The organism is Aporhodopirellula rubra (genome assembly GCF_014192335.1).
Classification (GTDB): domain Bacteria; phylum Planctomycetota; class Planctomycetia; order Pirellulales; family Pirellulaceae; genus Rhodopirellula; species Rhodopirellula rubra.
Window position 1 is genome coordinate 74,953 of the sequence record NZ_JACHXU010000006.1, and the last position, 22,048, is coordinate 97,000.

Below are 22,048 nucleotides of genomic sequence, written 5' to 3' on the forward strand. Positions count from 1 at the left end.
GATGTTTGGATCAAATCGGAGTCCGACGACGCCGAGATCCAAATCGGTTCTCACTGTTTTCTTGGTCGTGGGTGCGAAATCGATGTGACCGAAAGAGTGACCATTGGAAACAGGGTTCTGATCGGCCCTCATTCATTCATCACCGATCATAACCATCAGCTGAATGGAATTGGTCCGATCTCCCTGCAAGGGTGTGAATCCAATCCCGTGAGTATCGGCGACGATGTTTGGATCGGGACAGGTGCTACCATCTTGCCGGGGGTGAAAGTTGGTACAGGGGCTGTCATTGCTGCTGGCGCGGTTGTGACTCACGATGTAGACGATTTGGACATCGTTGGCGGTGTGCCAGCGCGTCATATTCGAAGCAGGCGAGACGCGGATCTCGCCTCTGACAACACCGAAGTCGAACAAAATCAGGAAGCCAAGTGACCGATTCAGTCAGCCTGCAACCGACCCAGATCACAGAGTCTATGAATGACTGGTCAACCAGCCGCCCGTTTTTTGCCCGAATCGCGCAAAGACTCAATCGTTGGTTGCCCCGAGGAAAGGGAGCAGTTCCGCGATGGATCGGACGATGCTTTGGAAAAGATTGGAAGTTTTTCATCCAGACCGACAGTGGTTGCCATTTGGCGGTTGATCCGGGCAATCTCGATCTTTTCGTTACGATCCAAAATGAAGGTGCATGGGAACCTTGGGTTCGTCAAGCGTGCATTTTGGCGGTTGGTCAGTCAGACGTCTTTCTCGACGTCGGTGCCAATGCAGGTACGATTTCGAATGAAGTTGGACGCGCCAGATCCAACGCTCGAATCTACTCTTTTGAACCACAACCTGACATGGCTCGCCTAGTCGCGTTATCGGCCACTAAAAATGGTTTGTCCAACATCACGGTTTTCGAGGCCGCCGTCGGTGATCATTGTGGAACAGTCATTCTACACAAACCTGCTCACACGCTTCATGCGTCGACAAAATCGGTATCAACGGGTCACGAAGAACGAATTGAATGCCCGCTGATCACCATTGACGCAATGGTAGCCTCCGGTCAACTTCCGCCACCCGATGTCGTCAAAATTGATGTTGAGGGTGGAGAACTCGACGTACTTAAAGGTGCTGAGCAAACTCTCCAAGAGAACATGCCCATAGTGATCTTTGAGGCAAACGAGAATTGCGAACGGTATGGTTATACTCGGAGTGAATTAATACGAACCTTACGAAATGCCGGTGATTATCAATTCTTCCAAATTGCCCCAGGTGATGTTATGGCAATACCTACCGTGAAAGCCGCGGCTTACCGAGAGAATTATCCTCAGCTTGTTGAAAACTGAATGACGAATCCTTCGATTCCTGTTTCCGTCGTGATTCCGACGTACAGACGTGAATCCGTGCTCATCGATTCACTTAGCATGCTGATGCAACTCACGTTGCCTGCGTCAGAAATTTTAGTCATAGATCAGACCGCGATTCACGACGAGACAACTACTGACAGAATGAAAGACTGGAAAGATAGAGGTCTAATCCGATGGATCAAACAGAAAACCCCCTCGATTACCAAGGCCATGAATACAGGCCTGAAAATGTCGCATGGCCCACTCACCCTTTTCCTTGACGACGACATCAAACCACACTCCAAGCTTATCGTTGAGCATTCTCTCGCTCATATGCAGCACAACGAACTTTGGGCCACCGTTGGTCAGGTAATTCAGCCTTGGCAGAAGGCAATGCCGCTAACGGCCCCACGGCAAACGAAAGGCCTGCGCCGCGACTTTGACTTTCCCTTTCATTCCAAAATCGATCAAGACGTTCACAACGTAATGGCAGGCAATCTCTGCGTCCATCGTGAACGAGCACTATCCATCGGTGGGTTTGACGAGAATTTTCAGGGAGCAGCATTCCGATTCGAAACCGAATTTGCGCGTCGTGTTGAGAAGGCCGGTGGGACGATTCGATTCCTTAGTTCTGCTGGGATCGATCACTTGCGTGTGAAAGCCGGCGGAACACGCAGTACCGGCAGCCACTTGACCAGTGCCGATCCGAAACATGGGATCGGAGACCACTACTACGCCTTCTTACACGGGACTCGTAGCGAAGCATGGCGTTACAGCGTCCAGCGATTGCTCCGCGAAGTTGCGACTAAGTTTCACGCGACGCACCCCTGGTGGATCCCGGTCAAGATGACAGGAGAACTGCGAGCGATGTGGGGCGGGTGTTTGCTGGCTCGGAAGAAGCGAATGGCGAGTAGTAAAGCCGATTGATTTCGGTGAATCCTGTGAATGACATGACTGGTCCGTCCTTCGGCTAATCCCTTGAAACACTTCAAAGTGCAATCTCCGACGCAACTCGCAACTCGCGACTTGTCGCTCGCCGCTTCCAAACACCCCCGAGTGGCGTTTGTCACCAGTCATCCGATTCAATACCAAGTACCAATCTTTCGGCTATTGGCGGCACGTGACGACATTGATTTTCGAGTGTTTTTTGCGATGTTGCCCGATGCGGCCGCGCAAGGAGCCGGCTTTGGCGTCGAGTTCACGTGGGACATCCCCCTACTCGAGGGCTACCCTTACCATGTCCTCAAAAACATTTCTGCACAGCCTAGCGTCACCCATTTTCGCGGCTGTGACACGCCGGACATCACCGATGAATTGCAACGACACCAAATTGATGTAGTAGTCGTTAATGGCTGGGTCGTTAAGACATGCCTGCAGACGCTGTGGGCTTGCCGCAAGCTTGGAATCCCCTGCATCGTTCGTGGTGAAGCGAATAACCTGCGTGATCGCGCCCGCTGGAAACGTTGGCTCCAGCGCCAATTGGTTCGCCGCTACGATGCCTTCTTACCGATCGGATCTGCCAGTCGCCAATTTTATCGGCAGCATGGTATCGCAGAAACGCGATTGTTTGATTCGCCTTACTGCATCGAAAATGAACGTTTTGCCAAGGCGGCTGCTACTGCCCTGCTACGTAAAACAGCGATTCAGCAGCGATGGGGGCTTTCCGAAGATCGGTTGTGTTTATTGTACTGCGGAAAGTTTGAAACAAAAAAACATCCGGTCGAGCTGGTAAAGGCCATTGCGGCCGCCAAACAGCGAGGTGCCAATCTGCAGCTACTGATGGTTGGCGATGGAGAATTACGCAGAGAATGTGAGGACTTCTCGAAAAAGCACGACCTTCCGATTCAATTTACCGGATTTTTGAACCAGAGTGAGATCGTCGACGCCTACGTTGCAGCGGACGTTCTCGCCCTACCTTCAGACGCGGGCGAAACTTGGGGTTTGGTTGTCAACGAGGCAATGGCATGTGGATTGCCCGCGATTGTCAGTAACCGCGTCGGCTGTGCGGAAGATTTGATTGTGCCCGACGAAACCGGCTGGGTGTTTCCCTTTGGCGATTGGCCAGAATTGATCGCGTGCATGGAACATGCAAGTCAAAATGTAGGCCGTGTGCGGGCGATGCGAACAGCATGCATAGAAAGAATAAAGGGTTTTACCCCGCAAATTGCCGCAGACGGAATTGTACAGGCAGTCGGATTTGCAACGCGTCGTTGTTGATACAAGCAGCACAAGCTACGCAACCGGAACGTTTTTTTTGGTTCGCTTGGGGTGGAACTGCATGCGGTCTTGGACTTATCACCGATGCGTGCCTACGATGGAGTTGTCGCCTTTCACTCCTCGGTTGCAAAGTAAACCACACAGCCGTTTTGCTTGGGACACCGAGTGTCTTAAAACCATTTTTAGCGGAACGTCACAAGCCGTCTGGTAACTCAGGATATTTGTAATCCCATAGTAATTCAGTTAACGTCCCTCGTTATCTAAATACGGGGTTTCGTTCGCGGAGTGAACGGGCACATGACATCGCCACCAAAGGCCCCATGTGCTGCCTCTCTTGGATATTCCGTGGCTTTCGTTTTGTTAGTGGAGCCGTTAATGACAATGCCCTGCCATTTCCTATTGGATTCTGATCGAGTTGCTAAAAATTCGTTTCCTACCGGGCATGTCGAATGAGCAATAAACCAGAACTTAAGATTCGGAATGAGCTTTTTTGGCGGGGCGATCATGTCAGAACAATTCAATAGCGCAGCTTTGGGTAGGTGCGTCTACCGGCATTTTAGATGCGTTGCGGTTCTGTCCACTTGTTCTTCAGATTTTCCTTGACCAGCCACCAAAACGCCGACACGTCAATGAAATTTCTTTCCGCCTCCGATCTAGGAACCGGCTGATGAACCTAGACACTGGACTCGCGCTGTGGTTGCTCGCTGTCGTATTTTCCTGTGCGTACGCACTGGCGGATTGGCGGCGGGCGATCTATCTCGGGATCCTTGTTGACGCTCTACGAGATCCTGTACGAAAATTGCTTCCGGATGAACCGGTCATTGTCACATTGAGTGGTGCACTCGTATGGCTAGCGATTGTCAGCACGGTTGCTTTTCAACAGAAGCAATATATCGCAACACTGTATCGGATGTATCCAGCGTTACGACGAGCGTTTCAGTTCCTAATGCTTGCGATTATCCCTGCATTTGCAATCTCAACGATTAGCTATCCTCGTGGGTACTTGATGGCAACAATCGGCGCGGCCTCATATATCATTCCGTGCTTAGGCGTCCTAACGGGATTTGCCTTGATGAAGCGTGAGCGTGATGTGGTGCGGATGATGCAATGGTACATTCTGATCAACGTCGTTATGCTGTTTAGCGTCCCGATGGAATATTTGAATTGGGAGGTGCCAGCTCTTGGGGGGATTCGATTTGAGTGGATTCGGTATCGTGACGGATACATCGTTGACTTGATGAGCGGTTGGTACCGTAGCCCTGACGTGATGGGACTGCACGCCGCTCAGGTGATCATGTTTAGCTTGTTACTGGCGGTACGACCAATGAGCAAGGGGGGTATGGCATGGATTGCCCCGGTATTAGTCGCGGGGTTTTGCGTGCTGCTTTCAGGGCGACGCAAGATGGTGGGCATTCCAATGGTCTTCGTCGCGGTATTGCTGGGATTGGGAATGTATTTCAAGGTTGCCAAGGTCAACCGCCTGCTCGGATTTGCCATTCTCGGCTTGCTAATCGGCGGAGTGGGCGGAGTCTTCCTTTGGAGCCCCGATCAGTCGCAGGAGTACACTGACTTTGCATCCAGCTTGTTTACCGAGGGGGCAGACCGCAGCAACGACGTCATACTGGGCGGGGTCATCACCACGCTTCAGCAGGCTGGTCTGCTTGGTGGCGGTCTTGGGATCGCCACACAGGGACGATATTACGTTGGCGTTCAAACCCCAAAACATTTAAGAGGATGGCAAGAAGACGGCATCAGTCGGCTGTTTGTGGAGTTTGGTGTTCCTGGCGTGATTTTTCTGATCTCCGCACTGGTTTTATTCTTCCGCACGGGTTTGCAATCGATCCGGCGAATGCCAACTAAGGGCAATGAAATATTGATGCAGCTAGGCTTGACCGCTATTGTCGCCGGCAACGCCGCATCATTTGCGATTTCGCATCAACAATTCAGTGGCGACCCGGTTAATGCATTGATGGTGACAATGCTGATGGGAATGATTCTTCGGTTCCCTTTGATGATCCGGCCACTTCCTCCGCTTCGTCGGATTCTTCCCTCACTACAGCGAATCCCTCGATGGCAGGCCAACCGGTGAACTCACATTTTTCAGAATCGCAAGAACACGCGGTTCAATTGAGCGGTCGTCGCATTGTGGTCACATGCCATGCTTGGTACGACGATCTTATTGGCGGATCGTTTCGATTGGCGTCTGAGTTTGCAATCCACCTGTCCGAACAGGGCCATCAGGTCACTTACGTTTGTTCGCAGCCGACAGCTGACAGCACACTGCCTGAACGAGAGCAGTTCCGGGGTGTGGACGTGGCTCGATACCGCCCGCCTGTACGAGGTGGCAGTGGCCTCGCACGTATGCGTGAACATCTACGACAAACTCGCAAACTGGTTGAGCGACTTAATTCAGAAACCCCGTTAGACGCGATCAGCGGGCACAGCCCGCTACAAGGTTTGGGCGCTGCTCAAGCCGTGCGCACACGAAACGCGGCAACGAAGAACAACCAATATGTCTACATCAACTACACGGTTCACTCTCCATTCGATGACGAGTTGCTGAGCAATGCGGGAGAAGGCGGCTCAGGGATAAGACACCGAATTGCGGCAACAATCGCTCGACGAATAGACCGAAAAAACGTGCTGCTCGCGGATCGAGTTCAAACGGCCTCACAATACACACAAAAACGGTTCACCGATAAATTTGGGCGCATGATGGCCTCTCGTGGGATCGTGGCACCAGGATGGGTCGATGCGGAACGGTTTCTCCCTGTAGAGGACCGAAGGGCACTTCGCGGCAAACTCGGCGATGATTGGGATTGCGACGCACCCGTGTTTTTTACCCTGCGTCGTTTGCAGCAGCGAATGGGATTGGACACACTCATTGATGCGTGCGCCACCTTGCACCAACAGGGACATCGTTTTCGGATGTTGATTGGTGGAGGAGGACCGCTTCGCAATTCGCTGCAAGACCGGATCGATCGCAATGGCCTGCGATCCACGATTCGCTTACTGGGACGATTGGATGAACCAGTATTGCCGAACGTGTATGCAGCCGCAGATTGCTTCGTGCTGCCAACCCGAGCCCTCGAGTGTTTCGGGCTGATCGTCTTAGAGGCCCTCGCCTGCAACACCCCGGTGATTGGCTCGGATGTCGCGGCGATTCCAGAATTGGTCAATCAGCAAGGAGAGCAGTGGTTGTTCCCACCGGATGACGTGGAAGCCCTGGCCGATCGAATGCGCAAATTTTTGACCGGGGCTTTGGCCCCTGATCAAGATTTGCGTCGCATTGCGATGCAGTACGATCGCCAGAGGATCCTTCGGCAGTGGGAGCGATTGCTCCTTTCGCCGGAATCGCAAAAGACTGGGCAGGCCAATGCGTCTTGACGTCAGTTCTGGCAAATGCCCGAGCGTCCACTCCCGAAACAATAAAATCGGTCGAGTGATTTGGGCGATCGTTTGGATCGGTTGCTTCCGCCCCTCGCCGCGCATCCTATTCGGATGGAGGCGCTTGCTGCTGCGTAGTTTCGGCGCGTCGATCGGTGCGAACGCGAGAATTTCTCCGAGCGCTCGGGTGTGGGCCCCCTGGAATCTCACCGTGGGCGAGGAGGCATCGATCGCCCATAATGTGGACTGCTACTGCGTTGCCCCGATCTCGATCGGAGCCCACGCAACGGTCTCGCAATATGCCCATCTCTGCTCGGCGTCTCACGATATCAGCGATCCCCACATGTCATTGACGATGCTGCCGATCTCAATTGCGGACCAAGCTTGGGTATGCGCGGGGGCATTCATTGGTCCCGGCGTTGACATTGGCGCGGGGGCGGTTGTGGGCGCTCACGCGGTTGTGACGCGTTCGGTTGACGAATGGACGGTGGTTGCGGGCAATCCGGCACGTCCTCTGAAACGACGTGAACTGAGGAACACGAGGCAAATTGATGGCGACTGAGATTCACCGCGATCAGACGATCCCAGTGAGCGTTGTCGTTCTGGCTAAAAATGAAGAGGTGAATATCGAACGGTGCCTCCGTGCTCTCACCCGATTCGACGAAGTCGTCGTGGTCGATGACAATTCGACCGACCAAACCGTCGCTATTTCGCGCCGACTCGGCGCCAGAGTGCTCGACCATCGTTTTGTGACGTTTGCCGGACAACGCAATTGGGCGATGCGTGAGGGAAAATTGCGGCACCCGTGGGTATTGCATCTCGACGCCGATGAGGTTGTCGACTCCACCTTTTGCACCGAACTGTACTCCGCCGTTCTGAATGCCGAATCGACTATCGGAGCGTTTTGCATCTGTCGTCGAACGATTCTGGAAGGGACATGGCTACGCCGCAGCGAAGGGTTTCCAGTCTGGATCATGAGGCTGGTTCACCGTGAGAAGGCCGTTTTCCAAGACCAGGGTCATGGAGAGGTGGCAGTTCCTGACATTGAAGGGCAAATCTCGCAAATCGTTGCTCCGCTAACCCACTATGCATTTAGCAAAGGGCTGGCCAATTGGATCGCTCGTCATAACGCCTATTCCGACCGCGAAGCCAAACTGGAACAGGAGCTGGAACAACTACGTGACCCGCGATCATGGACGACCATCGTACGGGATAAGGCAGCACGCCGAACTCAGATGCGACAACTCAGTCGCAAGCTTCCCTTTCGCGGATTTCTACGCACGCTTTATCATTATATCGTTAAGCGAGGCTTTCTCGATGGCCGTGCCGGATGGCAGTACAGTTATCTGATGGGAACGTACGAATCGTGGATCGTCATGAAGAAACGGGAACTCAAGGCGGCCAGCAAAAAGAGCTAGCTCGATTGTTTCGTAACGTGGCGCACGAAAATGCGCTGATTGAGTAATTCGGTCGGCTAATGGCTGCCTCTTTGTGAAAAGTTAAGTAAAGGCCGGGATTGGCAAGCATGTTTTCTTACGTCGCAAATGAACACTCCTGCAACCGTCGAGTGCGCCGAGACCGCGAATATAAACGCAAGTCAGTGGCGGATAGGGTGGCTCTCTCGCCACTTGATCTACCTTGGTCTCCCGTGCGATCCGCCCGGCGGAACCCATGTGCCCGCCGCCGTGAGACTTGCTGGGATACAAGCTCATCATTAGCGACCCGGCGCAAGTGAGCGATCGCCGCGGACACACATTGAAAAGCTGCATAGGGCAGATTCAGCCCACCCGTAGACCTTCCAAATTTCAACCTTTTCAACTTTCAACGATTGCTGGAACGCTTTCTTAAATACTGCAGGATTTCAAATGTAGCGGAACCTCGCGAGCCGTCCGTTCCCGCGTTACCGGGAGGGTTCACGCTGTTCCGCTAGAAAGAGCACAAAAAAATTAACATCCCGAAAGACCGAATTGCGTGAAAAGTAGCGTTACATAGCTTTTCAAGCATTGGTTCCGTCCGCATTCGCCTAATCAGTCGCCCATACTGAACGCGGGTGACCGATTCGGTCAGTTTCGACTTGCAAAAATAGAGACCTGTGATCATCGTACTACCCCCCCCCCTCCAGGCAGTGCGTCTGCATTGCAGATGGGGGATTGATCGGACGCGATGCGAGAATACGTTCGCTATAGTTCGACTTTTGCACGCTCAAGCGACGAATCCACATATTGTAGAACAATTGCCCCAATTGCCCCAATTGCCCCAATTGTTTCGCTGGCGAAGCCAGCTCAGGCTATCAAACAATTTGTACAATTATTCTACACAGCAAATTGCGAGCGATTCGTCCAAAGTAAACGTGCAAAAGTCGAATCTAGGGAGCTTACCTATCAATCCACACCTATCATTGCTGCTCTGCCCACAGATCAATGCAATTCCTAAAACTGTGATCCAACGCAACGGACATCCTAAGCACCCTCAGTTGTGCGGCGGAAAAAAGAGCCGCCCTCAGGTGGAGCTCGACATGTCCCAAATCTGACTTTTTCGAATAGTGAAACCTCTAGAACATTATGGCAAGTACCGCCCCCACGTCGGAAAGTGGTTTCCCCACGGCAAAAACGAACACCGTACCGTTTTCGAACGCCTTTGCGACGCGACCATGGCTGATTACGACGCTCGTTGCGTTAGGATTTGCACCGCTCCTTTACTGGCATCTGCTGGGTTTGCTCGCCAAGCCACACTATCAGTTCCTTCTATTAGCACCCTTCGCCTTCTGGTTGCTCTGGGGCGGCGCTGACGAGGACAGTGAGGCACGCATCCCTGGCCGTTCGCATCCATGGTGGGGATTCGTTTTACTCTTGGCCGCTCTCGCAGGTCTGGCATTGGCGACCTTTGCATGGTCACCTTGGCTGGCCATGGTGGCGGCTCTATTCGCCCTGCTTGCTTTTTTTGTCAATTCATCCATTCCTCCATCGAACTGGCTCCCCACCTGGATTTTTGCGTGGGCGTTTCTGCCACTCCCATTTGGACTCGACGAAGATTTGATCATCCAATTGCGGTCAGTGACAACGAGACTGACCAGTGGAGTGCTTGACGAATTGGGAATTCTACACCAAACCTACGCAAATGTAGTGAAACTACCAAGCAAGTCACTGTTCGTGGCTGACGCTTGTAGTGGCATTCATTCCCTCTACGTTTTAATGGCATTTTCGCTGTTTCTCGGGCTTTACCTTCGCCGCAGCGTGGTGCATTGCTTGATGTTGCTGGGCTCGACGTTCGGCTTGGTGTTGGTAGAGAACGTTACCCGAATTGTCATTGTCGCCTGGGCGCTCGGACATTCGCGGGACCTAAGCGAGGGGACGCCACACACTTGGCTCGGCGTTTTTCTGTTTCTTGCTTCAACGATTCTGGTGATCTCGGTCGACCAACTTTTGTTGTTTCTGCTTCCTCACCGCCCATTTCACTTCCTTTCAAAGCGGTTTTCATCGCGTGGTGGAGTGACAGGTGGGATGGAACCATCGCGCATGTCGTATTCCGCGACCATCGCCTGGACGGCACTTTCGGTGGTGTTCGCACCCATGGGCGCCGTCCAGATCTGGAACCGCCCAGCAGATCTCCCCAGCATCAGCTCACTGATCCCGCCAGACTTTGAATTGGTCGAATTGGGTGAGGAAGCTTTGCCGCCTAATATAGGGAATTTCCAGCGAACAGGTTACGAGGTGATCCGCCGCGTCGAGGGGGATCCATTCGGCAGATCGAGCCAACGCTGGATCTATCGCAGTGGCGACATCAGTGTGAGCCTGTCGATCGATTACCCCTATGAAAACGTGAAGGACCTGTGTCTTTGTTATGTCAGTACAGGGTGGGAAATTTCTGACCAGCGAATGTGGAAAGGCAGCGAAGACTACGTCAATTCGGTGGCGAACAACGGGAACGAAGACGACCTTCTGGACGAGCATTCCTCTCCATCCAAGCCACTCCCCCTGGCAACTGCAAGCATTTCTCGAGAGCTCTTCGGAACAGGCCTGATCGTTTTTAGTAGTTTTGACCTGGACGGAAAGACCAAGGCACTCATCAAAGATATTTCCAAAGCCAACGCAACCGATATTGCCGGCAACAAGCTGACGACGTTAACGCGTGGTGTGAAGGACGTTGTCTACGAGATACCCAAACCGCCTTATATTCAAATCCATCTTTTTGCACGAACTCATTCAGAAATGGACGAGGCAACGGAAAGGAGTGTGATCGCGGTTTTCCAACAAGCGAGGCGTCGATTAACACCACAGGTCTTGGCGACGCTGAACGATCCAGCGGTGGAGATTTCGGCTAACGAGGAGGCGGTGCAATGATCTCTTTTATTCGGCGTAGATTCCGGCGTTTTTCGTGGTGGTTCGGTGACATCTCCAGAGGCAGTTTGAGAGTTTTGCTTTCGCCGTTCTCCTTTGTGGGGTGGTTGTTTCGAGGGCTATCTCGGGGACTAGCGATCTGGTACCGGTCACGTCGGTGGCGGAATCTCGCGTGGGGGATTCCCGCAATCATCACAATATCCGTGACAGGATATTTTCTGCTGACAACAGCATTTGCCTCCTCCACTCAGTTGAGCACGAAATATGTTCAGGCAGGACGTGCTGCGTCACGCGGCAACGATTGGTCATCGGCAACATTATATTTGGAAAGAGCGATTGAGTTGGGAGTCCGTGATCGCGACGCGATGTTTGAGCTGGCTATTGCATCAGATAGGTCCAATGACCTCGGACGCCGAGATGCCATACTTCAAAAATTAGGCCCGCTCGACAAACCCGTGCATGCTCCAGCCCACCTTTGGAATGCGTCGCGACTACTATCGCTCCACCCAATCCCCAAAGAAAAACTTGAGTCGGCAGAAAAGCAACTACGCAATACGCTGGCAGTAGATCCAAGCAACGTCAACGCTCACGGTATTTTAGGAGACCTCTACTTTCAAAGAGGATACCTCGAAGGTGCTACGTTCCACCTCGGGCGAGCCAGCCAGACTCTTCCCCACTACCAAATCCTTTATGCCAAAGCCTGCATCCTCACAGGCCGGACTGCCGAGGCAGAGGCTAGTGCTGAGCGAGCGCTACGCCTGACGACGCAGAGACTCGGCGCCAACCCGAAAGACCAAGCCTCCAGAATCGAGCGTGGAGAAGCGTTGTTCATACTAGAGAGATTTGACCAAGCCGCTAAGAATTTACGCGAAGGCTTGCGACAATCGGGCGACGTGGCACCGCTTCACAAAGCCTTGGCTCGAACATATCTAGGCTGGGCAGACAAACTGCTAACGCAAGAAGGCGCAACCAGGCACTCTCGGCCTCAAGCCTTTCAACTCATTGCCGCAGCGATGTCTCAGAACCCGGATGACGCTGATGTCTTCAATCGTATGCTGCAATTGGTGTCTATTGACGACTCAGCCACCAAAAAGGCCAGAGACTTTTTGTTCGACAATATAGCGACCGGTAAAGCAGTGGGGCTCAGCCACCTGTTGTTGGGCACCAGTTTCCAAGAAGCTGGCGTTAGCGAGCGAGCCAATTTCCACTTAGAACAAGCCTTCAAACTTTTACCGGAGGCCCCAATTGTCGCCAACAACTTGGCTTGGCATTTAATAAAACGCACGCCCCCCCAAATTGATCGCGCCATGAAACTAATCTCGACAGTCCTGGATAGACACCCGAACACCCCCGCATTTATCGACACTCGCGCAAATATTTACCTTGAACAGCAAAAATGGCAGCTAGCACTAGACGATTTTCAAGTTTCCTTAACCGAATTTCCAGAAGTCGAGAGCGTTCACCGTGGAATGGCCAGAGCCTACCATAACCTTAACATGCTCGAGCTAGAAGAACGCCATCGCCTCATCGCAGACCATTTACAATTAACCGGCCGATTTAACGATGGTGAGGCCACGTTTCGACTACCGAAATGATTCGATATTGCGACACAATTGCGACATCTAGAAAAAACAGCACTTTCCCCCCCAAAACTCCCAACTTCACGTTTGACACCAACCATTCCTCCCAGTACATTTGGGGGGAACAAGGATCAAACGTCCACTTTTCGCTGCAAACAAGCCCCGAATCTGTCCTTTCACAACTGGTAAAATCATGCGAAATTTAAGCTTAATAGCAATGTTATCCGTCGTTTGTTGGGCCAGTCCCGCACAAGCGATTTTGGTAACGTACGTCCCAGGCAACAATGTTCTTGGGGGCAATGCATCGGTAAATTCGGTTTCGATCGACAATACTGCGAAGACAATCGGTATTGACCTAAGTTTTCTACAACTACACCAACCAATCCAGTTGGGATTCAACGCCCAAGCTGAACTCAGTACACCGCCGTTTGTTGCAGAGACTTACACGGTGACACTGACGTCAACTAATCTTGCCAGTCATCCAATGAACGGATTTGATGCGTCGGTCGGTGGGTTTGCCGGAACATTAGCAGGCAGTGTAAATACCCCGTTGACAAGTAATTCGTTCGCTATCGAGCCTCAACCACCAACTACCTTTGTCCGAATCGGTGGTCTCAATGGGGGCGGTGGCCAAATCGTCCCAGGGCAAACCGCCATTTCATCGTTTGCTCTGAGTTTGGCAAACTTCGGAGCGGCCGGGAATTCGTCGAACTTCACAATTGGTTTGACTGCAAACCCTGAACCAGCGACACTTTTGTTAGGTGCGATGGTCACGGTGCCTGGTGTTATCGCTGCTCGCCGTCGCCGAAGGCGGAAGGCAGTCACTCAAGCTCAGCCTGCATTAGCGTAGCCTGTCGTCGGTCTCACGAAAATCTCACTCTAGGTCAAGGCAATCGCCTTGGCCTTTTTTCGTATCTTCAATGTCCCCGCAATCCAGCGGAATTTAACGATTAGTCGCTTGCTGCAACTTGAGCTAGAGGTATCAACCTTAGGTAATCGCAATTTTCGATTGCCCGGTTCGGCAGCGAACGTATACTCAAACTCAAAGGCCCGCGGAGCAGCACGCCTTCCCTCCCCCATAATCCGAAATCGAACATTCATCCCTTTTCGGTATGCAGGACATCATTTTTCAGGATTATTCAACGACAACCTTGCCAAAGGTTACTTGATTATTCCAAAACAACTTTTGCGAAATGGCTATTCGAATGGCAGTTGGTGATATCAGTTCAGCTTATCCATCTAGGGAAAGCGGTCTCTCTGATTTCGGACAGGACAATCACGATCAGGGTGGCGACGCGTCAGAAGGCACTGACCTATTTGGTGCGTTGTGGCGATATCGATGGGCCGTTGTTTTACCAACATTGCTGGGTATGCTCGGTGGATTCTTGCTTTTCCTCAAGACGCCCGAATCATTTCGCTCTTCGACCAAACTATTGTTTGAAACTGAGCGACCAGCCGCGCTCAACTCCCTTACCGGCGACATGATCGGGGGCGTCCCCCCGATCCAGATATTGACGTCGCAACTCTACAGCGACCGAGTGGTTAGCAGTTCATTGCAATCCCCCCACATGAACCCGTTCCGGGACAGGATTGAGAGCAACCCACGAGGCTTTGCAAGCTCGATCACATCTGGGCTGCAGTTTTCAGTCGATTCACAGGGTGGACGATCTGCATCCTCGATGGTAGCGGTACTGACATTCCAAAATCACGACCCAGTGCTGTGTGAGCAAAGCGTGAAAGCATTCAGTGAATCGCTTCGAGAATTATTCGCTGAGCGGCACAAGAGCAGTCGGTCTGAGTTGATCCGTTTGATCAATGTTGGGATTGATCAACTTCACCCAAAAATGACCGAATTGGAAGATCGTTATCGCCAATTCCGGATCGATGCCCCTTTGGTGTGGAATGAGGCGGGGAAAGCCATTAATCCCCATCGAGAGCAACAATTACTGCTAGCGAAACGAAGAGGCCAATTGTCAGAAGAATTACGCCAAAAGTCGATCGAGCTTTCGTCGATCGAAGCCATCACCAAGGAGACCGAAGACGCGTCGCTCGCTCTTTCGATTCTCGCACAATTATTAGGAAGAAAATCTGCTTTTTCTGCAGTATCTGCAGCAACGGCATCGCGAGGAGTCGCCCGAGACACAGACCTCCAACTGGCCGAGATCGACCTGGATCAACGCCTCATCCCGTTAGTTATTGAACGAATAAAGTATGCCGAGCAGTTTGGCGAATCACACCCAACGGTCAAAAACCTAGACACAGAACTAACGATGATGAGGTCCGAGTTCACACGTTTAATCAAAGAGCGAACCGACCGCATCCTGGAGTTGATGAAAGAGTCCTCACAACCAAACTCCGAACCGGACGAACGGGCCAAGCAATCGATTTCAGTAATGAAGATTGCATACGAAGCTGAAATCCAGTTTCTCTCTCAGCAGATTGCGGATCTGGACAAGCAAATAGAAGACGAAAAAAAGAAAGCACTTGCACTTGCAAAGTTTGAACAAGAAGACGCCTCTCTGCTACGCGAAATCGAACGAACTCGACAACTCATCAATCAATTTGAGGAGCAAATGGCGCGAGTCAGCCTGACAGAAGAAGATAGTGGCGTGATCGTGACCGAATTGTCGGCTCCGAGCATGGCAGTTCGAATCGGCCCCAATCTTTCGAAGTCACTTAGCCTCTGGTCGGTTGTTGGACTGGCATTGGGATGTGTTTTAGCATTTTTACTTGAAAAGAACGCAAACACGTTTAGAACCCCAGACGAAATTGTTGCTGCTATCGGCGTTCCGATACTCACACACCTCCCATTCTTTAAGGGTAAGATACGAAAATCGAAGAAGGACGCCCTAAATCCTTTCGAAAAGCTAGATCCCTACCTAGCGGTGGTTCATCAACCGGCATCGGTACCTGCGGAAGCGATTCGGTCTTGCCGAACCTCAATTTTCTTCGATCTGTCGAATATAAATGGTGGAAAAATTATACAGGTGACGAGCCCACTCCCTGGTGATGGCAAAAGCACTGTTGCGGGCAATTTAGCTTGCAGCATCGCACAAAGCGGAAAAAAAACGCTGCTGATTGATTGCGACCTACGCCGCCCACAGATCACTGACAACTTTGACTCTGCTGATAAGCTTGGTCTGATCGACGTGCTCAACGGTCATTGCGAACACGTCGAAGCGATGCACGAAACGCCTCTAGCGACCCTTAAAATGATGCCGTCAGGCCCCATCCCCGCCAACCCAGCAGAGGCGTTGACCCTGACCGAGATGAGCGAATTACTCGAACTGCTTCGTGACGAGTTTGACTACATCATTGTGGACACTCCACCACTCTTGGTTGTGACGGATCCAAGTATCTTAGCCAGCATGGTAGATGCGGTCGTGATGACGTTGAAGATCCGTCGCAAGAGCAAGCCAAACTTGAAAGAGGCTGCTGGGATTCTTCGTACCGTGGGCGCGCGGCTGATTGGGGTGGTTATTAACAACTCGGACGAGTCAGGCAGCAGCGATGGCTACAAGGGATACGGTTACTATCGCTACGGTCGACACACCAACCGATATTACCGCAAGACCGCTGAAAATGGGGTTAAGGCCGGCCAACCGCGTACTCCCATTGTCGTTTCCGGTCGGACAACCGGTTTACGAGCAACCGCGGCAGCGGCAAAACCGATATCCGTCGCGACGAGCAACTCCACCAACGGAACGCCGACGGACGACGTGTAATCACATTGGTAGCCGTGGATGGATATCTGGCGTTTGCGAGGTATTGTCTTGACCACGAAAGCTGCGAATGCCACGAAAGGTGGAGACTGGACATCGTGTGGTTGGGTTATTGCGTGGTTGGGAAGAACTCATCGGTGGAAGTTAGCACGCGTTCTAGCTAGCGGAATGGCGCGAGCTATCCGGTGTCATGGGTATCCGGCGGACTAAAACTTGGTCGCGTTGGGCTGGGATTGTGCGGCGTGGGGATCCGATGGGCGGAGTGATCGGGCGACTATGATGGCGTGGATTTTTTTGACCACGAAAGTTACGAATGACACGAAAGGTGGAGACTGGAATTCGTGTGATTGGTGTGGTTCGTGGTTGGGAAGAACTCATTAGCTTGGAAGTTAGCACGCGTTCTAGCTAGCGGAATGGCACGAGCCATCCGGTGTCATGGGTATCCGGCGGACTAAAACTTGGTCGCGTTGGGCTGGGATTGTGCGGCCTGGGGTTCCGATCGGCGGAGCGATCGGGCGACTATGGTGGTGTGGATTTTTTGACCACGAAAGTTACGAATGACACGAAAGGTGGAGACTGGAATTCGTGTGGTCCGTGGCCTAAAAGAGCAGCTCTTCTTTCTAGCTGGCGTTCTCGTTGATAAGAATGGCGTGAGCCGGGTGTTGAATTTCCGGCCCGCCAGGCAAGCGAGGAATTTTGCTGTTTGACTCGCTCTCGTGTTGGGCTGAATTTGCGTAGCCTGGCGATCCGATCAGCGGAGCGATCGGGCGACTATGGTGGTGGGAATTTTTTTAACCACGAAAGCTACGAATGACACGAAAGGTGGAGACTGGAATTCGTGTGGTCCGTGGCCTAAAAGAGCAGCTCTTCTTTCTAGCTGGCGTTCTCGTTGATAAGAATGGCGTGAGCCGGATGTTGAATTTCCTGCTCGCCGGGCAAGAGAGGAATTTTGCTGTTTGACTCGCTCTCGCATTGGGCTGGGATTGTGCGGCCTGGGGTTCCGATCGGCGGAGCGATCGGGCGACTATGGTGGTGGGAATTTTTTTAACCACGAAAGGCGCGAATGACACGAAAGGTGGAGACTGGAATTCGTGTGATTGGTGTGGTTCGTGGTTGGGAATAACTCATTAGCTTGGAAGTTAGCACGCGTTCTAGCTAGCGGAATGGCACGAGCTATCCGGTGTCGTGGGTATCCGGCGGACTAAAACTTGGTCGCGTTGGGCTGGGATTGTGCGGTGCGTGAATCCGATCGGCGGAGCGATCGGTCGACTATGGTGGTGTGGATTTTTTGACCACGAAAGTTTCGAATGACACGAAAGGTGGAGACTGGGCGTCGTGTGGTTCGTGGCTGGGTAACGCCAATCTGTTTTTGAAACCGGATCACGTTCATATTAGCGGATTGGCGTGAGCTATCCGGTATCATAGGTATCCCACGGACTAAAACTTGGTCGCGTCGGGCTGGGATTGTGCGGCGTGGGGATCCGATCGGCGGAGCGATCGGGCGACTATGGTGGCGTGTTTTTTTTGACCACGAAAAGTACGAATGAGACGAAAGGTGGAGGCTGGAATTCGTGTGGTTGGGGTGTTTTGTGGTTTGAGGGGACGGTCGCTGCGGCTTGGCTTTTTCTCAGGGCCGCGAACATTCGTTTACTTCGGAGGGCTCAGTTTTAGGAGTGGGACCCCAGACTTGAATTCGCGTTGGTATTTTTAGCGTTCGCACTACAATTGGGTTACGCAAAATACCCTGTGAGCTTTCCTATTGCCCAAAGATGGTCACTTCCATTGCTTGGGCTTTGACAAGTGACTCCCGAGATTGCTCGATGATTGAGATTCCCAATGACAGCGCAAACGCCTCAGGACAGCCAATCGAACGACCGTCGAGCGGAAAATGTGCTGCAACTAAGTAGCGACCCGAACGAGACTCCGTGGCATCTCTCCGTTTGGACTTGGTTTTGGGGCGGGTTACTCGCCTGTGGGTTGCCGATGTTGGTGATCTACTTCTCTCGCATGTGGCGGCTGACGCACTACCAGTACTTTCCGTTTGCGATTCTTGCCGTTCTCTGGCTCGCTTGGACACGGAGCGACCGCCGGTTTTATCCGCCGATGAGCTGGATCAGCATCACCTGTGTGAGTCTCGGGGGAATCGCATTGGTAGGCGGTTGGTCGCTACGCTCACCTTGGATGGTCGCGATCGCGTTTTTCTTCTTCGCCGCTGGATGCCTGAACGTGATGCGGGGGCCGCTCGATAAATCATTGCTCGCACTGGCACTGCCACTTGCGTTGCTGGTTCGGCTGCCACTCGGGTACGACTCCCTCATTGTTCTTTGGCTGCAACCCATAACGACACAGCTATCGAGCTTGCTGATTGACGTCGCTGGGGTTCCCCATGCCGTCGACAACAACGTGATCCAACTCGTCAATCGAGATCTGTTTGTAGCTGAAGCATGTAGTGGGATTCAGTCCGTATTCACGCTTGCTTTCTTGAGCACGCTTCTCATTGCCGTGTATCGCAGACGATTGTGGTTGGCACCTTTCTATCTCGTGATCGCATGCGTGCTGGCTGTTGCAGGCAATGTGCTCCGGGTGACCACGGTCGCGGTCGTCGACCATGCGTTGGGATGGGACTGGGCCGAAGGTTGGTCGCATGACTTGCTGGGCTACCTCACATTGGGAATTTCCGCCCTCTTTCTGATCTCGTTTGATCGATTGATCACTTCCGTTTTGCATCCGACGGGGGAAGCGATCGTTGCTTCCAAATCGAACCCGATCATTCGAATATGGAATGCCTGTGTGGATGATGGTTCTTTAGAGAATGCAGCCGACGCCTACTACCGTGCTGGAATGACGTCTCATGCTCCCGTGACAATCAATCGCTCACCCCGCATATTAAGCATGATAAATGTGGCCCAATCGCAAACAGTGTTGTTTGCAATTGCCCTCATCAGTCTTAGTTTCTTGGGCGTGACAACCGTACGCGCATTCAGTGTCGAACGCATGCAGTTTGAAGGCGGCGCGGGAATGTTTGTCGACGGACTCATCATTGAACCCAACAACGGGGAGATCGAGTCCTACGGGACCGCCTTTGATCTTTCGGATCGGTTGACGTCTAGAGATGGCGAAAACCCGATTCTAGGTCGCAACTCCGACGTGTGGAGTTATTCGACGCCAACGCAAGACGACGGGAGATTAACCGGGCAATTTGTGATGAGTCAAACGTACCAAGGCTTCCATGAACTCTGTCTCTGCTACGAAAACAAAGACTGGGAATTGCTCAATCGGGATCTACGAGATCCGACTCCAGCAGGTGATGTCGAATCCGATGTCCCACTCGCTTACGCGGTTTTCCGGACACCACAGGGTGGACGTGGGCATCTTTGGTACGCTTCGATTACGGAGTCTGGAAAGCAACCACATCCTCCCGCTCGACCCGGTCGACTCGGCTCACGATTTGCCGATGCGTTTGATGCGACATCCGACGTGTCCGAACCGGTCATGATGCTGCAGATTTGGGTGACATCGGCCGATCCTCTTGAACCGTCTTCGCTCGAAAAGGTCACTGAGGATTTTGCGTTGTTGCGTGGCCGGATCGCGGAGCGTGTTCGGGAATTGAATTCGACCAAAACGGTGGCACCGCAAACGATACCTCCTGCTAACAACGCCGCTGAGACTACGCCTTCGGATGCGGACGAAAGCGAGGAGGCATGATCATGATTGCCTATCTCAATCCTATTCAGTGGATGCGTTGGTTTTGGCAGTTCGTTTATTTTTGGGGCATCTCAATTCCGTGGAAAAGTGTTTCCGCGGGCATTCCGGCAATCCTGCTGTGTGCCGGGTTAGTGACGTTGTCGCTTTTTGCGTTTACCGATGGTGGATCATGGCGACGAAATCTGATCAAGGGCCAGCTTGCGGATTCGATTCTAACCGAAGACTTTGAAACAGCTGATCTCCTTTTTCGTCGTCAGGTCAAAATGGGCGATTCGTCTGCCGAAACGATGTTCACCTACGCCGAGAACCTGGATCGGCAAGGCAAGACCGACGAAGCGATCGCGCTGATGCGGCAACTCGCGTCGACACGCCGGAACGATGCTGCCGCTCGGTGGTTGGTGCAGGAACTGTACCAGGGCACGACGTGGTCGGAACTGGATAACGATCAACGAAAAGAGTTTGGAGAATTGCTCACTCTGCTGTCGCAGCAAAGACCAGACGACCTCGGCGTCAAACAACTCTACGCGAACTACCTGATCGCGGCCGAGCGGTACAGTTCCGCAATCCCGTATCTGGTCCAACTCGCCGAATATCAACCAGGACGAGGGCTCCAAGCGGCGGCTTTGGCGCGGCGGATCGGCGAAAACGAGATGGCTGACCGCTTGGCAACCACCACACTCGACAAGTTCACCCAACTGTTTGAAGAAGAACCGGCAAATCCAGGACTGGCGATCGCCGTTTCGCAAACACGCGTGTTCTTAGATCAACATGACGAAGCCGTCCGCACGCTCGCCGATTCGATCGAACGCATGAAAACGCCGGAGCATCGGCGTGCACTTCACCAGGCGATGGGTGACACCATTGTTGCGTGGATCAACAAGATTGAATCACAACCGAACGAAACACCGACCGAACAACTCAGAATCCTCAAGATGCTGCAGGTGGCGTTGCAATACGCACCGAACAATCCACGAGTCCTGACCCTCGTGGCCAACCAAGTCTTGAGAACGATCGAAAGTGACGAAGACGAGGTAATCACGATTCGCAACGCGTTGGTGAAAGGGTCGTCACCGGGGATCGCCCACTTCGTCCGCGGCACCGCATGGCTAATGAAAGGGAATGCGGAATCAGCGCAGAGACATTTGACCCTCGCATCGCAGCACCTTCCCAACAGTGGTGCGATCCTTAACAACCTTGCCGTTGCACTGAGTCAACGCGAGGACAGCAATCTGGAGCAAGCCTTACAACTGAGCGAACAAGCCATCGCGACAGTGGATCGGCCCAGCCCCTATTTCTACGAAACACGTGGTCAGATTCTCTATCTGATGGAACGTTACCTTGACGCGATCCCGGATTTGGAAAGAGCACTCGCCGCCGAACCACTCGCAGCGAACGCTCACAAAACGCTCGCTAGTTGCTACGCGAAGATCGACGAACCCGAATTGTCGAAAGATCATCAAGCCGCTGCCGACCGACTGAAGTCGGAACACTGATCAGCAAACCTTCCGCATGGCGTCGATGACGGGTCAGCGCCTGGGGTGCTTAGGTCGCGTCTATATAACCACGAAAGGCACGAACGACACGAAAGTTCGGGGCTGAGTTTCATGTGGTTACGTTATTCCAACTGATGACGGGTGGGTTGCGTCCTTCACGGCGCCACACGATCCTCCATCACATCGCCCCTCCCCGAGGGAAGGTGAAATGCGACGCCCATCCCTACATTCTCGCGGGCTGAGAGGGACAAACCATAGTGGCCCGGGACGCGTTTCTGCGAGAGT

The 22,048-nt window shown here is 52.7% G+C and carries 15 protein-coding genes; 14 read left to right on the forward strand and 1 reads right to left on the reverse strand.

Annotated features, from left to right (window positions below):
• Nucleotides 1–96: 96 nt before the first annotated feature.
• Nucleotides 97–429: an acyltransferase gene (locus tag FHS27_RS31045; protein ID WP_315854510.1), complete on the forward strand. Its 333-nt coding sequence runs from the start codon at nt 97–99 to the stop codon at nt 427–429.
• Nucleotides 426–1,322 carry an FkbM family methyltransferase gene (locus tag FHS27_RS09875; protein ID WP_184304696.1) on the forward strand — a complete coding sequence of 299 codons (897 nt, stop codon included), beginning with the start codon at nt 426–428 and terminating at the stop codon, nt 1,320–1,322. The genes FHS27_RS31045 and FHS27_RS09875 overlap by 4 nt, the downstream gene beginning before the upstream one ends.
• On the opposite strand, the gene FHS27_RS31050 is transcribed toward FHS27_RS09875, so the two are convergent.
• Nucleotides 1,304–1,444, reverse strand: a complete 141-nt coding sequence (locus FHS27_RS31050) for a hypothetical protein (protein WP_246419541.1) — start codon at nt 1,442–1,444, stop codon at nt 1,304–1,306. The two genes, FHS27_RS09875 and FHS27_RS31050, sit on opposite strands and share 19 nt — an antisense overlap.
• Between FHS27_RS31050 and FHS27_RS09880 the strand changes: the two genes are divergently transcribed.
• The 12 genes from FHS27_RS09880 (at nt 1,401) to FHS27_RS09935 (ending at nt 21,763) form a co-directional block, all read left to right on the forward strand.
• Nucleotides 1,401–2,249: a glycosyltransferase family 2 protein gene (locus FHS27_RS09880; protein WP_390853227.1), complete on the forward strand. Its 849-nt coding sequence runs from the start codon at nt 1,401–1,403 to the stop codon at nt 2,247–2,249. The genes FHS27_RS31050 and FHS27_RS09880 overlap by 44 nt on opposite strands.
• 183 nt (nt 2,250–2,432) lie before the next feature.
• The gene (locus tag FHS27_RS09885) at nt 2,433–3,539 is read left to right on the forward strand and encodes a glycosyltransferase family 4 protein (RefSeq protein WP_184304700.1); all 1,107 of its coding nucleotides are present in this window, start codon (nt 2,433–2,435) and stop codon (nt 3,537–3,539) included.
• 667 nt (nt 3,540–4,206) lie between these two features.
• Nucleotides 4,207–5,628 carry a hypothetical protein gene (locus FHS27_RS09890; protein ID WP_184304702.1) on the forward strand — a complete coding sequence of 474 codons (1,422 nt, stop codon included), beginning with the start codon at nt 4,207–4,209 and terminating at the stop codon, nt 5,626–5,628.
• The gene (locus FHS27_RS09895) at nt 5,625–6,926 is read left to right on the forward strand and encodes a glycosyltransferase family 4 protein (protein ID WP_221225005.1); all 1,302 of its coding nucleotides are present in this window, start codon (nt 5,625–5,627) and stop codon (nt 6,924–6,926) included. Before FHS27_RS09890 ends, FHS27_RS09895 begins: the two co-directional genes overlap by 4 nt.
• Before the next feature lie 124 nt (nt 6,927–7,050).
• Nucleotides 7,051–7,488: a putative colanic acid biosynthesis acetyltransferase gene (locus FHS27_RS09900; RefSeq protein ID WP_221225006.1), complete on the forward strand. Its 438-nt coding sequence runs from the start codon at nt 7,051–7,053 to the stop codon at nt 7,486–7,488.
• Nucleotides 7,478–8,344, forward strand: coding sequence for a glycosyltransferase family 2 protein (locus FHS27_RS09905; RefSeq protein WP_184304708.1), 867 nt, complete (start codon nt 7,478–7,480; stop codon nt 8,342–8,344). Before FHS27_RS09900 ends, FHS27_RS09905 begins: the two co-directional genes overlap by 11 nt.
• A gap of 1,143 nt (nt 8,345–9,487) precedes the next feature.
• Nucleotides 9,488–11,266 carry an exosortase U gene (gene xrtU, locus FHS27_RS09910; protein ID WP_184304710.1) on the forward strand — a complete coding sequence of 593 codons (1,779 nt, stop codon included), beginning with the start codon at nt 9,488–9,490 and terminating at the stop codon, nt 11,264–11,266.
• Between the two features lie 200 nt (nt 11,267–11,466).
• Nucleotides 11,467–12,858 (forward strand): tetratricopeptide repeat protein, encoded by a 1,392-nt coding sequence (locus FHS27_RS09915; protein ID WP_184304712.1) that lies wholly within the window; start codon nt 11,467–11,469, stop codon nt 12,856–12,858.
• Nucleotides 12,859–13,060: 202 nt separating this feature from the next.
• The gene (locus FHS27_RS09920) at nt 13,061–13,693 is read left to right on the forward strand and encodes a hypothetical protein (protein ID WP_184304714.1); all 633 of its coding nucleotides are present in this window, start codon (nt 13,061–13,063) and stop codon (nt 13,691–13,693) included.
• A 343-nt stretch (nt 13,694–14,036) separates the two neighbouring features.
• Nucleotides 14,037–16,568, forward strand: coding sequence for a polysaccharide biosynthesis tyrosine autokinase (locus FHS27_RS09925; RefSeq protein WP_246419385.1), 2,532 nt, complete (start codon nt 14,037–14,039; stop codon nt 16,566–16,568).
• 1,833 nt (nt 16,569–18,401) lie between these two features.
• Nucleotides 18,402–20,270: an exosortase U gene (gene xrtU / locus FHS27_RS09930; RefSeq protein WP_184304716.1), complete on the forward strand. Its 1,869-nt coding sequence runs from the start codon at nt 18,402–18,404 to the stop codon at nt 20,268–20,270.
• A gap of 2 nt (nt 20,271–20,272) precedes the next feature.
• Entirely contained in the window at nt 20,273–21,763 is a 1,491-nt protein-coding gene (locus FHS27_RS09935; RefSeq protein ID WP_184304718.1) for a tetratricopeptide repeat protein, read from the forward strand.
• Nucleotides 21,764–22,048 lie beyond the last annotated feature (285 nt).